At 57.0% G+C, this 14,915-nt stretch carries 13 protein-coding genes; 7 read left to right on the plus strand and 6 right to left on the minus strand.

What is annotated here, in order from left to right:
* The first annotated feature begins 7 nt into the window (after positions 1 to 7).
* The 3 genes from lolA to serS all read left to right on the plus strand — a co-directional run bounded on the left by lolA (position 8) and on the right by serS (position 3,515).
* A complete protein-coding gene (gene lolA / locus CR159_RS00650; RefSeq protein WP_102072415.1) occupies positions 8 to 673 on the plus strand; it encodes an outer membrane lipoprotein chaperone LolA in 666 nt (221 codons plus the stop codon).
* Positions 674 to 686: 13 nt separating this feature from the next.
* Positions 687 to 2,069, plus strand: coding sequence for a replication-associated recombination protein A (locus tag CR159_RS00655; RefSeq protein ID WP_102072072.1), 1,383 nt, complete (start codon positions 687 to 689; stop codon positions 2,067 to 2,069).
* Positions 2,070 to 2,162: 93 nt separating this feature from the next.
* Positions 2,163 to 3,515 (plus strand): serine--tRNA ligase, encoded by a 1,353-nt coding sequence (gene serS / locus CR159_RS00660; protein ID WP_102072073.1) that lies wholly within the window; start codon positions 2,163 to 2,165, stop codon positions 3,513 to 3,515.
* Between the two features lie 65 nt (positions 3,516 to 3,580).
* Here the strand turns inward: serS and CR159_RS21370 are convergent, their stop codons facing one another.
* Together CR159_RS21370 and CR159_RS00670 are read right to left on the minus strand one after the other, a co-directional pair.
* A complete protein-coding gene (locus CR159_RS21370; protein WP_143705431.1) occupies positions 3,581 to 3,898 on the minus strand; it encodes a virulence factor in 318 nt (105 codons plus the stop codon).
* Between the two features lie 138 nt (positions 3,899 to 4,036).
* A complete protein-coding gene (locus CR159_RS00670) occupies positions 4,037 to 6,169 on the minus strand; it encodes a polysaccharide biosynthesis protein (RefSeq protein ID WP_102072075.1) in 2,133 nt (710 codons plus the stop codon).
* Between the two features lie 315 nt (positions 6,170 to 6,484).
* On the opposite strand from CR159_RS00670, the gene CR159_RS00675 reads away from it, so the two are divergent.
* Genes CR159_RS00675 through CR159_RS00690 form a run of 4 tightly spaced genes read left to right on the plus strand, consistent with a single transcriptional unit; the run spans position 6,485 to position 10,479 of the window.
* Positions 6,485 to 7,846 (plus strand): UDP-glucose dehydrogenase family protein, encoded by a 1,362-nt coding sequence (locus CR159_RS00675; protein ID WP_102072076.1) that lies wholly within the window; start codon positions 6,485 to 6,487, stop codon positions 7,844 to 7,846.
* Complete coding sequence (locus CR159_RS00680) at positions 7,843 to 8,904, plus strand: Gfo/Idh/MocA family protein (RefSeq protein ID WP_102072077.1); 1,062 nt, start codon at positions 7,843 to 7,845, stop codon at positions 8,902 to 8,904. Before CR159_RS00675 ends, CR159_RS00680 begins: the two co-directional genes overlap by 4 nt.
* Complete coding sequence (locus CR159_RS00685; protein ID WP_102072078.1) at positions 8,904 to 9,383, plus strand: DapH/DapD/GlmU-related protein; 480 nt, start codon at positions 8,904 to 8,906, stop codon at positions 9,381 to 9,383. The genes CR159_RS00680 and CR159_RS00685 overlap by 1 nt, the downstream gene beginning before the upstream one ends.
* Positions 9,367 to 10,479 carry a DegT/DnrJ/EryC1/StrS family aminotransferase gene (locus CR159_RS00690; RefSeq protein WP_102072079.1) on the plus strand — a complete coding sequence of 371 codons (1,113 nt, stop codon included), beginning with the start codon at positions 9,367 to 9,369 and terminating at the stop codon, positions 10,477 to 10,479. Before CR159_RS00685 ends, CR159_RS00690 begins: the two co-directional genes overlap by 17 nt.
* Positions 10,480 to 10,507: 28 nt before the next feature.
* Here the strand turns inward: CR159_RS00690 and CR159_RS00695 are convergent, their stop codons facing one another.
* The 4 genes from CR159_RS00695 to asnB are packed head-to-tail and all read right to left on the minus strand — an operon-like array spanning position 10,508 to position 14,912.
* Positions 10,508 to 11,638, minus strand: a complete 1,131-nt coding sequence (locus tag CR159_RS00695; protein ID WP_102072080.1) for an N-acetyl sugar amidotransferase — start codon at positions 11,636 to 11,638, stop codon at positions 10,508 to 10,510.
* 2 nt (positions 11,639 to 11,640) lie between these two features.
* Entirely contained in the window at positions 11,641 to 12,402 is a 762-nt protein-coding gene (locus tag CR159_RS00700; protein ID WP_102072081.1) for an AglZ/HisF2 family acetamidino modification protein, read from the minus strand.
* Positions 12,395 to 13,021, minus strand: coding sequence for an imidazole glycerol phosphate synthase subunit HisH (hisH, locus tag CR159_RS00705; protein ID WP_102072082.1), 627 nt, complete (start codon positions 13,019 to 13,021; stop codon positions 12,395 to 12,397). Before hisH ends, CR159_RS00700 begins: the two co-directional genes overlap by 8 nt.
* Positions 13,014 to 14,912 carry an asparagine synthase (glutamine-hydrolyzing) gene (asnB, locus tag CR159_RS00710; protein WP_102072083.1) on the minus strand — a complete coding sequence of 633 codons (1,899 nt, stop codon included), beginning with the start codon at positions 14,910 to 14,912 and terminating at the stop codon, positions 13,014 to 13,016. Before asnB ends, hisH begins: the two co-directional genes overlap by 8 nt.
* Positions 14,913 to 14,915: the final 3 nt, after the last annotated feature.

Consider the following 14,915-nt stretch of genomic DNA (forward strand, 5'->3'; position numbering starts at 1 on the left):
GGGTTCGATGCGTCATAAAGCACTGGGTGCGTTTGCGGGCGGCTGTGCTGCACGCTTGCGGCATGCGGCAGTCGCGCTCGTGCTGGCCGCGGCGCCCGTTTTCGCGTGGGCGGCCGACGCGCCTGCCCAACTGCGCGATTTTGCGGCCAAGGTCCAGGCCGGCACGGGGCAGTTCACACAGCAAACTGTAGACAGCAAGGGCGGAGGAAAGCGGCCGCAGTCTGGTGAATTTGCCTTCAAGCGCCCAGGGCAGTTCAAGTGGGCCGTGAAAAAGCCTTACGAACAATTGATCGTGTCCGACGGCAAGATGGTCTATCAGTACGATCCCGACCTTGCCCAGGTAACACAGCGCAAGGTGGATCAATCCATTGGGGCATCGCCCGCGGCAATACTCTTTGGTTCCGGCTCGCTGGACGAGGCTTTTTCCGTTACCGAATTGCCTGGCAAAGACGGCCTGGATTGGCTGCGCGCCACACCTCGCAGCGCTGACGCAGGGTTTACGCATGTCGACATAGGCTTGAAGGCCAGTTTGCCGGCACGCCTGGAATTGCTGGATTCATTTGGCCAGACCACGCGTATCGAACTCTCCGATATCGTGGCCAATCCCACCCTGCCACCCGGCGAATTCCAGTTTGTAGCCCCCGATGGCGTGGATGTAGTGAAGATGCAGTAAGCATGGGCGCTTGATGAACTCCCACGATCTTTTCACCTCTTCAACAGGTGCTCCGTCCTATGCGCCGTTGGCGGAACGCATGCGGCCGCGCACGCTTGACGAAGTGGTGGGCCAATCCCACCTGCTCGGTCCCGGCAAGCCCTTGCGCGTGGCTTTCCAGTCCGGGCGGCCTCATTCCATGATCTTCTGGGGACCGCCGGGAGTCGGCAAGACGACGTTGGCACGTTTGATGGCAGCTGGCTTCGACGCTCAATTCCTTTCGATGTCCGCGGTATTGGGCGGTGTCAAAGACATACGCGAAGCGGTGGTCTCGGCCCAGGTTGCCCAAGGGCAAGGGCGGCGAACCATATTATTCGTCGATGAGGTCCATCGGTTCAACAAGGCCCAGCAAGACGCTTTTTTGCCCTACGTCGAAAGCGGCTTGTTTACCTTTATAGGCGCCACCACCGAGAATCCATCCTTCGAGGTCAATTCGGCGCTGCTCTCGCGTGCGCGGGTATACGTGCTGCAGTCACTGTCGATCGATGAGTTATTGGAACTCATCGATCGTGCCGTCGTCATTCTTAATCGAGATGCCAACTCGGCTGCAAACCAGTCCAAGCTTGCGGCGGCACCGGATGCGGCTCCTGAAGCCATATTGGAATTCGATCCTGCGGCGCGTGACCAGCTAGCACGCTGGGCAGACGGCGATGCGCGGCGCGTCATCAATGCCATGGAAGTCGTGGCGGAATCGGCACATGGCGCCGGGCGTACCGTTGTCGATGCCGCCTGGCTCGAAACATCCTTGTCGCAAGACCTGCGTCGTTTCGATAAAGGCGGCGATGCCTTCTATGATCAGATCAGTGCCTTGCACAAGTCGGTGCGAGGGTCGGACCCGGACGCTTCCCTATATTGGTTCACCCGCATGATCGATGGCGGCGCCGACCCGCGATACCTGGCGCGGCGCATTGTCCGCATGGCGGTGGAAGACATAGGGTTGGCCGACCCCAGGGCTACCGAGCTTGCCTTGAATGGGGCCGACATCTACGAGCGCCTGGGCTCGCCCGAGGGCGAGCTCGCCTTGGCGCAAGCCTTGGTCTATATGGCTTGCGCTGCCAAATCGAACGCTGTCTACAATGCCTACAATGCGGCGCGCCGATACGTCCAGGAACACGGCAGCGCGCCCGTTCCGGTGCACTTGCGCAATGCGCCCACGAAGTTGATGAAGGAACTCGGCCATGGCAAGGCGTATCGCTACGCGCATGACGAGCCTCATGGCTACGCGGCGGGCGAGAATTATTTTCCCGACGGTGTGCGGGCGAAGTTCTACAGGCCGACCGACCGCGGCCTGGAGGGTAAAATCTCGGAAAAGCTTGCATTCCTGCGTGACCTGGACAAGCATCACGGCAAAGAATGATCGCCACCCGTGCGTAATAGTACGGGGCAGGTAAAATCGCTGTCGGTCTATGACCGGTACCATCCATTCCTTTTAATCCACATTTGGTTGTTTATGTTAGATCCCAATCAGTTGCGTAAAGATCTGCCTTCGGTTGTCAAGGCCTTGGCCATTCGCGGTGTCTCGTTCGACACTGAACGTTTCAGCCAGCTTGAAGCGCGTCGGAAATCGCTGCAGGTCGAGACCGAGGCATTGCAGGCCCGCCGCAATGCGGTATCCAAGCTGATTGGCCAGCTCAAATCCAAAGGTGAAGATGCAAACAAGGAAATGGCCGAGTCGCAGGAAATTCCGGTCCGTCTCAAGCAACTCGAACTGGATCTCTCCGCCGTACAGGGCGAGCTCGGCGAATGGTTGATGACGCTGCCCAACCTGCCTCACGAGAGCGTGCCGGCCGGGGCATCCAGCGACGACAATGTCGAGGTACGACGTTGGCTGCCCAGCCACGTGCAGGCCGATGCTAACGGCAATCCCCAACCCTTGTCGTTCGAACCTCAAGACCACGTCAGCCTGGGCGAGCCCCTGGGCCTGGACTTTGAAACGGCGCGCAAACTGTCCGGTGCGCGGTTCATGATGCTTCGCGGACCGATGGCCCGCCTGCATCGGGCGCTGGCTCAATTCATGCTGGATCTGCAAACCACCGAGCATGGTTACGAAGAGTGCTATACACCGTATATCGTCAACAGCTCCACACTCTTTGGCACGGGGCAATTGCCCAAATTCAAGGACGACATGTTCTGGGTGACCAAAGGCGGACAGGACAACGAACCGAATCTCGATGAGCAGGGCAATGCCGTTCCCAGCGAAGACCTCTATTTGATTTCCACCTCCGAAATCACGCTGGCTGGATCGTTTCGGGGTACCATCACCCCCGTCCAAGACCTGCCTGTGAAATTGACCGCGCATACGCCGTGCTTTCGATCCGAAGCTGGTAGCGGTGGGCGCGATACGCGAGGGATGATACGACAGCACCAGTTCGACAAGGTTGAAATGGTACAGGTCGTGCATCCCGAGCGCTCTTACGATGCACTCGAAGAAATGGTGGGTCATGCCGAAGCCGTCTTGCAAGGTCTTGGCGTGCCGTACCGGGTAGTATTGCTCTGCGGTGGCGACATGGGCTTTGGCGCGACCAAGACCTACGACCTGGAAGTGTGGCTGCCTGCCCAGAATACCTGGCGGGAAATCTCTTCGGTATCCAACTGCGAAGCCTTCCAGGCTCGCCGCATGCAGGCCCGATATCGTGCCGATAAGGGTAAGCCGGAATACTTACACACATTGAACGGCTCTGGCTTGGCCGTCGGCCGCGCGCTGGTCGCGGTGCTCGAGAATTACCAGCAGCAAGACGGTAGTGTGGCTCTTCCTGATGTCCTGCGTCCGTATATGGGTGGAGCGGCAAGCCTTACGCCCTGAAGGCCGGCGGTTTCGTGACAACAAAAAAGCCGCAGCTGCGGCTTTTTTGTTGTCACGGGCGCGGTTCAATCATGTCGATGCCCGCGTTTATGGTGGTGCTTGCCACGATGTTTATGGTGGTGCTTCTTGTAGTGGCGGCCATCACGATAATCGTCCCGATAATGGCGTGGACCATATACCGTTACCGGTCGGTGGTATCTACGCTCCGGTACGACGATCACGCGGGGGCGCTCTACATATCTTACTGGCGGGTGATAGTAGCCAGGATCGCTGTAGATGACGCCTGGCACGCCAATGGAAATATCAACATCGACCCGCGCCATCGCTGCTGATGAACCCAGCATTGCCAATGCAGCCGCTCCAGCCAAAAACAGTCTTTTCATGACAGCACCTTATTGTTAATCTAAGTGCCTCATTGTGTCCGGGTTTCCGTTTCACAGTTGTTAGCTGGCCCGGGTAAAACGAATCCAAATGCAACCAACCGCTGTCGTGGCGCAGTATTGCTTACCTTTACTCACGGGTCATGCTTCGAACTGCGCATTGGCTGCCGGCAGGGGCTGCAGCACAGTTTGATTATCCATGGTGACGCGGCTCGCGGCGGTATGCTGAAGGTGTATCCAGTCCACCATCGCGTCTTCCGGCACGTAACCATCAACCAGTTCGACGAATAATTGTTGTATACGCGGATAGTTGTCGTTTTTCACCGCGTTACCCAGATCGGCCAATATGGGCTTCAGTTGCTCCCAATCCAGTCGTTTCTCGTGTGCGCGCATGATCATCGGGTGTTCAGTGGGGCTCACATTGTCGCCGATGAGGAGTTCTTCATACAATTTTTCGCCTGGGCGCAGGCCCACGAACGTGATGTCGATGTCGCCATCGGGATTGAGCACACTGCGTACGTTCAGGCCGGAAAGCGCAATCATCTTTCTTGCAAGATCCGCAATCTTTACGGGTTCGCCCATATCCAGTACGAATACGTCGCCGCCTTCACCCATGGAGCCCGCCTGGATGACCAGTTGCGCGGCTTCCGGTATGGTCATGAAGTAGCGTGTCATTTCAGGATGTGTGACGGTGACGGGACCGCCGCTGCGTATCTGTTGGCGGAAGAGGGGAACGACCGACCCGGAAGACCCCAGCACATTGCCGAATCGCACCATCGAATAGCGAGTCCGGTTGTGAATGGCCGGCTCGTCCTCCCACCCGTAAGGGCGGGGCATAGTCTCGTAAGCCAAGGCTTGCAGGATCAGCTCCGCAAGCCGTTTGGTGCTGCCCATGATGTTGGTCGGACGTACGGCCTTGTCCGTGGATATCAGCACAAAATTGCTGACACCGGCTCTCAGCGCCGCCTGGGCCGAATACAAGGTGCCGAAAACGTTGTTGATGACACCTTCGGCGATATTGCGCTCCACCATGGGCACATGCTTGTAGGCGGCGGCATGATAGACAGTGTCGACATGCCAGATCGACATGACGTCGAAAAGGCGATCCTGGTTCCGTACGGAGCTGAGTACCGGTACTATCTTGATATCGGGCTGTCCGGAATAATGTATGAAAGCTTCCAGCTCGCTTTGTATGCTGTACAGATTGAATTCGCTTTGTTCGAACAAGATCAGCGTGGTGGGCCGGCTTTGCACTATCTGGCGGCATAGTTCGGCTCCTATCGAGCCTCCGGCTCCAGTCACCATGACGACCTGGTTGCGTATGCACCGCTCCAGAAGCTCTTCGTCCGGCTGCACAGGATTGCGCCCCAGTAGATCCGAAATATCCACGTCGCGCAGGTCCTGTACCTTTACGCGGCCGCTGGCCAAGTCCATGAAGCCCGGGACCGTGCGAACACTGAAAGGGTAGGGAGCCAGCAGGTCGACAATCTCTGCGCGCCTTGCGCGCGAGGCTGAAGGAATGGCCAGCAATACTTCTTGTACATGGCGTTCCTTGACCAAGGCATCGAGTTGCTGTGCTCCGTATACCGGCACGCCGGCCATGATGCGGCCCTGCAGGTCAGGGTCGTCATCAATGAACGCAACGGCATGCCGCTCATTGCCCAACCGCAGTGCCATCAGCAATTGGTTGCCCGCATCGCCGGCGCCATAAATTGCAACGCGGATTTTTCCGCCGGAATTGCGATCGACGTGACGAATGGAATCAGGCCGGAATGAGAGAGTAAAAGGCTTGCCGCGGAAGTACTGCTTCAGGGCGATGCGCGAACCCGCGACGAATATGATGCAGAGCATCCAGTAGATGATAACGATGGAGCGCGGAATAAGGGCGGGCGGGTCCGGGTACAGGAAAACCGCGACGGCCAGCAACGAAGCCGAAATACTTACCGCGACGGCCACGGTTGACAAGGCCTGATAGCCGACGTAGCGCAGGACGGCGCGATAGAGTCCGAATCGTGCAAGGACCGGCAAGGTAAGCAGCGGCGCGGCAATGAACAGCCATGCATGTCCACCGAAAGGCCGCGCGGCGCTCATGTCGTCCAGGCGCAAGTAAAATGCAAGCCATAAGGCCAGCCAGACAAGCAAAGTGTCCGCAGCCATTTGAAGGACGCGTTTTTGGCTCCGGGGCAAGGCTAGAAGGCGGCCACGGAAAGTGCTGCGCTTGGATGATGCAGGGAGTAACTCCGCAGGATCGCGGCCGGTTGCGATGTAGCTCATCCCTCCCCTCTCCTTTTCTTGCGCCTGATTTATTCGTTCGTATCGTTTCCCGGCTGGTGTTCGGAAACGTCTTTTTTCATACGCCAATAATAAGTAGTGTGTGAACCGCAAGACATACGCCAGACGGGCTAAGACGTCTAGCCGCGGCAAGTTCCCGAACCGCTGCGCGGATTAAGCCGAAGGCCTGATGTGCGTACATATTGTTCCTCTCTATGATGCATTCAATAACGTCTGTATCAAATACTTAACGAACAGAAGGTGGGACTCTGGTCGCCAACGCTAACGGCCGCACGCGCAGAGTTGAGAGGAGAACGTATGAAGGTTACGGTCATTGGCAGCGGCTACGTCGGGCTCGTAACGGGCGCCTGTCTAGCCGACGTCGGCAATGATGTTCTTTGTCTTGATATCGACCCCGCGAAGATCGCTTTGCTGGAGGCGGGCGGTATATGCATTTATGAACCGGGGCTCGACGAGATCATAAAAAAGAATGTAGCCGCCGGAAGGCTGAATTTTACGACGGACGTCAAGCGGGCCGTCGAATTCGGCACCTTGCAGTTAATTGCCGTTGGAACACCTCCCGATGAAGATGGCTCCGCCGATCTTCAGTATGTGCTTGGTGCAGCCCGCAATATTGGCAAGTACATGACCGACTACAAAGTGGTCGTCGATAAAAGCACCGTGCCTGTCGGCACCGCCACCAAGGTCGAAGCGGTGATCCGCGCAGAGCTGGACCGCCGAAGCGCCGACATCGAGTTCAGCGTCGTGTCGAATCCGGAGTTCCTGAAAGAGGGCGTGGCAATTGAAGATTTCATGCGCCCCGACCGTATCGTTATCGGCTCCGATGACCCGAATGCCATTCATATCATGCGTACCCTTTACGCGCCTTTCCAGCGCAAGCACGATCGCCTGCTCATTATGGATTCGCGCTCTGCCGAGCTGACCAAATACGCGGCAAATGCCATGCTGGCTACCCGGATATCGTTCATGAATGAACTTGCCTTGCTGTCGGAGAAGCTGGGCACAGACATTGAACTGGTCCGGCAGGGAATAGGTTCAGATATGCGGATTGGATGGCATTTTCTCTATCCGGGTTGCGGGTATGGGGGCTCCTGCTTTCCAAAAGACATACAGGCGCTTCTTCGTACGGCGGCAGCGGTTGGCGGGGAATTGAAGGTGCTGACCGCCGTCGAACAGGCAAATGAGCGGCAGAAATCCGTCCTGGTCGACAAGGTGGTGGCGCGTTTCGGCCCGGATCTGACCGGCCTCACTTTCGCGTTGTGGGGGCTCGCGTTCAAACCTGATACCGACGATATGCGGGAAGCGCCGAGCCGGGTGATTATTGCGGCGCTTTTGCGGCTGGGGGCGAAGGTTGTTGCTTACGATCCGGCAGCCATCGACGAGGCCCGGCGGGTATTTAGTCACCATGATGGCCAGTTGTCCTATGCCGCGCACCCCATGGTCGCATTGGACGATTCGGACGCCCTGATCATCGCAACCGAATGGAAAGAATTCAGAAGCCCCGACTTCGATGCAATTAAAGCAAGACTCAGGAATCCGGTCATTTTTGATGGCCGAAATATTTTCGACCTGCATGATGATGGCTTGAAAGGCATTGAGTACTTCGGCATTGGCCGGGCTTCCCGGGCAACTGAGTTGACTATCGAGAGGGTGGCATGACACTGAAATTCGCATTGGTCGGTTGCGGCCGGATATCGAAGCGACACGCCGAATTATTGGGAAAGAACCAGATTGCCGGCGCCGAGCTTGCGGCGGTCTGCGATATTGTCGAAGAGCGGGCGGCCAGCACCGCCGAGCATTTCAACGTGCCGGGTTTCATCGACATGCATCGCATGATGCGCGAGATCGACATTGACGTTGTTGTGGTGCTTACCGAGAGCGGACATCATGCGCGGCACGTAAAGGAACTTGCACCCTATGGCAAGCATATTGTCGTGGAAAAGCCGATGGCCCTTACCCTCGACGACGCCGACGACATGATCAAGGCGTGTGACCGGGCCAGGATCAAGCTGTTCGTGGTCAAGCAGAACCGCTTCAATGTACCCGTCATGAAACTGCGGGAATCACTGGAGCGTGGCCGTTTCGGCAAGCTCGTAATGGGAACCGTACGCGTACGCTGGTGTCGTCCCCAGTCCTATTATGACCAGGACGCGTGGCGAGGCACATGGGCGCTTGATGGCGGCGTGCTCACCAATCAGGCCAGCCATCATGTAGACCTGCTTGAATGGATGATGGGCGAGGTGGATAGCGTCGTCGCCATGAGCAGCACCGCACTCGCCCATATCGAGGCGGAAGATACCGCTGTCGTAATACTGCATTTTCGCAATGGCGCGCTGGGCTGCATAGAAGCGACCACGGCGGTAAGGCCCAAGGATCTTGAAGGTTCTATTTCCATACTCGGAGAAAAAGGCGCGGTGGAAATCGGGGGATTTGCCGTCAACGAAATGAAGGTCTGGAATTTTGTCGAACCGGAACCTGAAGACGATGAGGTTATGGAAAAGTATTCGGTCAACCCACCCAACGTGTATGGGTTTGGCCACCAGGCCTATTACGGCCACGTCGTCGATTGCATCGTTAATCAGAAAAGACACATGGTGGATGGTCTCGAAGGACGAAAAAGCCTGGAGCTCATTAATGCGATCTACGAATCGATAGAAACCGGACGTGAAGTAAAACTGCATTTTCGTCCCAAATATTCGAAACTGGGAGCCTCGTAGTGAACGAGCCCAGCATAAGAAACGTCTCCGTCGCCAACGTCAAGTTCGGCGCCCGGGTTACCTTGGTCAATCCAGTTAATCTCTATGGCTGCACGCTGGGCGACGATGTGTTTGTCGGCCCTTTCGTCGAAATCCAGAGCGGCGTCAAAATTGGCAACCGGAGCCGCATACAGTCTCATGCCTTTGTGTGTGAACTGGTTGAAATCGGTGAAGACTGTTTTGTTTCCCACGGGGCCAAGTTTGTAAATGACCTGTTCAGCCACGGCGGGCCTGCGCGCGGCAACAAGGCGCTGTGGATGGCGACCCGTTTAGGCAACAGGGTATCGATAGGCACCAACGCGACCGTACTGCCGGTACAGATTTGCGATGACGTGGTAGTCGGTGCCGGTGCAGTGGTAACACGAGATATTGTCGCGCCTGGCGTTTATGCAGGTAGTCCCGCACGTAAGATAAGAGACTTCCATGATCAAATTTCTTGATTTACATTCCCAATACAAACACATGCAGTCCGAAATCGATGAGGCCATCGCAGGCGTCATACGGGACTCCGCTTTCATAGGCGGTGAGGTGGTGGAGACGTTTGAGCGCAAGTTCGCCGCGTATCAGCAGGCGGAATATTGCGTCAGTGTGGGCAATGGCACGGATGCCATCGAGATCGTGCTCGAGGCCATGAACTTTCCTCGCGGCGCCGAAGTCATCGTGCCCGCCAACACCTTTATCGCCACAAGCGAGGCGGTGACCCGTAGCGGATGCAAGGTGGTGTTTGCGGATGTGGACCCCGTCACCTATACCCTCGACGCGGCCGATGTGCGCAGTCGCGTTACATCGCGAACCGTTGCCATCATCGCGGTCCATCTCTACGGCCATCCATGTGACATGGATGCGCTCATGGAAGTGGCCCATGAGTCGGGCTTGAAGCTTATCGAAGACTGCGCGCAGGCGCATGGCGCCGAATACAAGGGCCGGCGTGTCGGTGCCATCGGGCATGCTGGAACGTTCAGTTTCTATCCAGGAAAGAACCTGGGCGCCTATGGCGATGGCGGGGCCATCACGAGCAATGATGAACGATTGGCGCGGCAGTGCCGCATGATCGCCAACCATGGCCGTATCGACAAGTATGATCACCAGTTCGAGGGCCGCAATAGTCGGCTGGACGGAATCCAGGCTGCCATCCTTACGGTCAAGCTTCGCTATCTTGATGCATGGATAGATCGTCGCAATGAGGTGGCCGCGTTTTATTCGGCTCAGCTCGAGAATATTGATGGCCTGGTATTGCCTCGTATCGCCGATCAGTGCCGCCATGCCTTTCATCTATTTGTCGTGCGTACCCCATCGCGTGAGGCGTTGGCAGCTTTCCTGAAAGAGGGTGGCATACAGACCGGGGTACATTATCCGATTGCACTACCCAAGCTTCAAGCTTACCGCTACCTGGGCGAGCCGGACCAGCATATGTTCGCCAATCGCAACGACGGCCACCTGCTGAGCCTTCCGATCGGTGAGCATTTGACCGAACAGGAGCTTGCGGATATTGCCGATGCGGTGAAGACGTTTTGCGTGCAGGCCGTGACCGCATAAGCACGAAGCCGGCGCCAAGTGCGCCGGATTATCGTGCCTGGCCCCGGCAAAGCGTTGTATAGCTGCGCTGAAACAAGTTCCACAATGGCTGTTCGGTTCCGTAAAGGCTGTGCGGTTTTGGGTCGCGACTCAGGTAGGCCGACAGGTCTGCCGTGGACCAGCCCATTTTCTTGATGAAGTATTGCTTATCGCGTTCCAGGTCTGCGTCGCTGGCATACGCTATTCCTTCAAGACCTTCGAGTGCCTGTTCGCGGCTGAGTTGCCCCGCGGCCACGAGTGTTCCCAGATGCAGGCGGCGTTTATCGACGCCGAACTTGTTCGGAAGAATATAGCCTTGGTAGAAGCGGGTGAATATGGATTCATAGTGCTTGTAAGGGTATGGCTTATAGCCATACTTCTCGGTCAACTCGGTAAGCGCCTCGAATTTATTGAACGGCATCATGTCAAGGAATGATGTCCATCGAATGCGGTTCAAGACGCGATACCGCACATAATCCATGGTACCGATCACGGGAAAGGTCTTCATCTGCACTTTGCCGAAGTTGCGGGCCACCGCTTTGATGTTTGTCTTGTCATACTTGAACCAGTTCCAGCCCGGCGGCATGCGCATGCCTTCAGTGGCCTGGTTGGTGCCCGCGAGAATGTATTGAGTGCTGTGCTGGACGGCCAGCCGATAATTCACCCCCAGCATCGCATTGTCGTAGAGCAACTCCACATCAATGACATCGGCGTCGAAGAACGCCTGCATCAGCTTCTTGTATTCGGGCCAGTCTATGACATGAGTGTGCAGATCCACACCCAGGCCTTGCACGAGGTTTGCGATATTGTGCTGTGCCAGCTCGCTGTTCCAGCCATTGTCCATATGCGCAGCAAGAGGCCGCAATCCCAGCTTGACAGCCTGATACAGCACCCATGAGCTATCTACGCCGCCGGATACGCCCACGATGCAGTCATAGCGCTTGTTTTTCCCAGCCGCTTTGATCTGGGCGACAAGGTGGTCCAGCTCCGCTTTCTTGGCGATTGGGTCCTGATGGATGACGTCCTTGGAAAGGACGAGAAATTGGCTGCAATAATTGCAGACCCCTTGGGCATCGAAATTAATATCCGACGCGGTCGTGTCCATGACACAACGGGTACATACTTGGTACGGTCGACTCATTGCTAGTGCTCCTGAAGTTTTTCAAGCTCCGCATAGGGCGGGTAAGTAATCAACACGGCCCGGTGCGGCCCATGAAGTACAAATAACGATCCGGCGGCAGCCGCCGAGGCGCCGGCGTCGATGACTGCCTTGATGTCAGCAAGGCTTCCCGCCCCGCCCAGGGCGATCAGCGGTACCTTCAGCGCTTCGGCGGCTTGCCGGACCAATGCCAGGTCGTAGCCTGTCATCGCGCCTTCACGGTCTACTGCGGCAATAAGTATTTCGCCGGCACCCGCTTTGACTGCGGCTTGAGTGAAGTCCAGCCAGTCTTGTTCGCGCTTGCGCCCGCTACGGCTTTCATACAGCATGGGCTTTTTTAGCCAGTCACGCTTGACATCCACTGAGACGACGACGCTCTGGCTGCCAAACCGATCGGCGATTCGTGAGATGAGATCCTGTTGATCAAAGACCGCGGACTGCAGGCATATTTTTTCTATCCCCAGGTTGAACAGCCGTGCGGCCTGGTCTACCGAGCGGATTCCACCGCCATAGCAAACAGGCATGAAACACTCTCCCGCGATCTGTTCTATCGTTGCATAGTCGGGTACACGGCCGCGCCTCGATGCATCGATATCAAGCACGATCAATTCGTCCACTTCCTTATCATTGAAGATGCGGATCGCGTTGATGGGATCGCCAATGTATTTGGCGTCTTTGAATCTACGTGTCTTGACCAGGCCGCCATCGCGCAGGAGCAGTGCCGGTATCACCCGGTGCTTAAGCATGCGGAAGCCCCACGAACGCGCTGATTAGCCTTAGTCCGAAACGATGGCTTTTTTCAGGATGGAACTGCACGCCGGACAAATTGTTTCGTTGAAACGCCGCCACGAACTGCCTGCCATAATTTGTGATGGCAATAGGGTCGTTCGGGTCGTTGCACGACACAAAATAGGAATGCACGAAATAGAAGCGCTGCTCGCCCTCGTCCGTCGCCAGCAAAGGATTTTCCCGGGGCACCTGAACGGTGTTCCAACCCATGTGCGGCACGCGTAGCCTGGAATCGTCCGCGAATGAAAAACGCCGAACCCGGGCATCGATCCAGCCCAGGCCGGGCATGGTGCCTTCCTCGCTTCCCGCGCACATGAGTTGCATTCCCAGGCATATTCCCAATACTGGAATAGACCTTTCCAGCGCGATCGTGGTCAGCGCCGGAATCAGGCCGCGTGCATGAAGTTGCGATATGCCGTAATCAAAGGCGCCGACGCCGGGCAGTATCAGCTTTACCGACTCCGACACTTCTTCCGGTGAAGAGATTCGGCGTGCTTGTCCGCCAGCCCGTTCTATCATTCGTATGACAGAGTTGACGTTTCCAGTGCCGTAGTCGAGGACGGATATCTCAGCCATTTTCGGTGCAGCCCGATTGTTCGTACCATTTAAGGAAATTGACCCAACGCCACACTTGTGTGGTACATGGCGCTTTACCGCTGGCAATCGAATCGAACTGACTCAGCAAGGCCCGCGCATTCAGGAAGGGGATGTCATGGCTCGTTTGCAACCACTGTCGAACGCTTTCGGATTTTTCGATAAACCACGATGATTCCGGCGTCTCGAAACCTATCTTATCTTTGCGGTCCAGTAACTCGTCCGGCACGATGCCACGCAGGGCGGCACGAAAAACGCTTTTTGTTTCGCCGCTGCGGGATATCAAATAATGCTCCGGCAGTGAAAACAACAGGTTGGCCAGGGGCAAGGTCAGAAACGGCACGCGGCTCTCCAGGGAGAACTGCATGGAATTGCGGTCGCCTTCGCGCAGGTAGCCCGGCAGATGCCGGTTTGTCAATGAACTCGCGAGTCGTTCCATGACGCGGCGGCCTTTGGCGCTGGGCAGCGTTTTCTCACGTTCAAACACCATGCTGACGCCCGCATCGGCAAGCGCCTCGGCGTTGATCCACGATGGCGTGAAACTGCGCCCCATCGCTTTGCTGGCGACCCCGAACAAGCTGTCGGGCAGAGTGATGGCTGCCAGGTATTGCCACGCCCGCCCATAGCTGCGTCCCGGCCAGCGGGCCCAGTTCCTGGCGAAGCGCTCGGCACCAGGCAGGTCGCCGCACTCGAGCATGCTCAGCATCCTGTGTCCGGGGTAGCCGGCATAGCCTGCCAATAACTCGTCGGCGCCTTGTCCTTCCAGGGTGACGGTTATGTTGTTCTCATGAGCCAGTTGGAACACGCGATACTGCGCGTAGGCGCTGGTGCTGGTGAATGGCTCGCCCTGGAGATGAATCAATTTGTCCAGGTCGCGGGCCAGGTCTTCACCGGAGGCACTCACCTTATGTGCCTTGGCGCCCGTGAACTGGTTGATCCGGTCGATCCAGCCTTCCTCGCATTGCTTGTATCCCGGTGCGATGTAGCTGAACGTATTGATGGGCTGGCTGGGATCCAGGTATCGCATTGCGCAGACGATTGCCGACGAGTCGATGCCGCCGGAAAGCGCCGCGCCCAGGGGCACATCACTGCGCAGGTGCAACCGCACATTGTGAAGAAATTGTTCGCGGACAGCTTCTGCGGCCTGGTCGAAAGTAAGCGAGCTGGTTTGGGTGAGGTCCGGCTGCCACCAGGTCTGTTGCGTACTGGCGGCTGGGTTGCTCAGGTCGACCTCCATCCAGTGCCCCGGCAGTAGTTGCTGGATTCCGTTGATGAACGTTTGTTGCTGATTGTCGAAGTCGCCATGCACCAAGTAGTCGTAGCAACGTTGCCAGTTCGCCTGGGTTCTGTCTTGCCGCAGCGTGCACAGCGCGGCGGGTTCCGAGGCAAAACGGAAAGAGTCGGGCTTCTGTTCGAAATAAAATGGCTTGATGCCAAAAGCATCTCTTGCGCAGCTCAAGGTCCGTTTGCTGGCATCGTAGACGACAAAGGCAAACATGCCTTCCAGGCGCACCAAGCACTCGACGTTCCATTGTTGCCAGGCCTTCAACAGTACCTCGGTGTCCGAGTCGGAGTGAAAGGCATGGCCGAGCAGGATCAACTCCTGCCTGAGCTCGCGGTAGTTGTATATTTCGCCGTTGAAGACGATGCTGTATCGTCCGCCTCGGGTACGCATGGGTTGATGCCCCGCGGCACTCAAGTCAATGATCGACAGTCGGGTGTGCCCCAATGCCAATTGGCCGTTGCAAACGTCGAACAGTTCGCTGCCTTCGTCGTTCGGGCCTCGCTTCTTGAGCTTGCTGAGCGAGTTTGCCAGTCTTCCATGCAGATCGCGCGGTGGTTCAGCCCACCAGCCGCCAGTGATGCCGCACATAAA

Origin of the sequence: Pollutimonas subterranea (assembly GCF_002849655.1) — a bacterium.
GTDB classification, from domain to species: domain Bacteria; phylum Pseudomonadota; class Gammaproteobacteria; order Burkholderiales; family Burkholderiaceae_B; genus Pollutimonas; species Pollutimonas subterranea.